The 462-nt window shown below is 50.2% G+C and carries 1 pseudogene; it reads right to left on the bottom strand.

From position 1 onward, the window contains the following. A pseudogene (locus tag ACTHTS_RS11150) lies at nucleotides 1-462 on the bottom strand (TrkA C-terminal domain-containing protein); the annotation flags it as partial.

The raw sequence follows: 462 nt of genomic DNA, 5'->3' as shown, positions 1-462 counted from the left end.
GGAAATAATTTCTTCCTGCTTGCCTGCAACACCCAAAATGTCGCCGGTTTCCAGAACGAAATCAGGGTCAAGATCTTGGATTTTTCCGATATTGCGGCGGATAAACAATAGTTTCAGATAATGCGCTGCCACTGGTAATTCACGGATGGTTTTGCCGATGGCGTATGCCTCGCCTTGCAATGGGAAAGCGTGGCGGCAGACGGCATTGCTGTCTTCGTCGGAGAAGCTGTCATCATCACTGCCGACAAACAAGTCCTGCAACGATGCATAGCGGCTGTGACGGATGTGGGTTACGGTTTGATAAACATGGTTGTAAGAGAGACCGTGGCCCCACATGGCATAGCTTGCCCGCACCAGGCTGGTTTCTTTGGTATCGGAGACAGTTTCTTCCGCACCCATTTAGGTAAAGGTTTTGACGTAATCGTCATTGGTGGTGCGAACATAAACCGGCATGCTCGGATG

It is taken from the genome of Neisseria sp. P0019.S003 (assembly GCF_051957115.1).
Taxonomy (GTDB): Bacteria; Pseudomonadota; Gammaproteobacteria; order Burkholderiales; family Neisseriaceae; genus Neisseria; species Neisseria flavescens_D.
The sequence above is the reverse complement of the archived record's forward strand: the minus strand, read 5'-3'. Positions and strand labels throughout refer to the sequence as shown.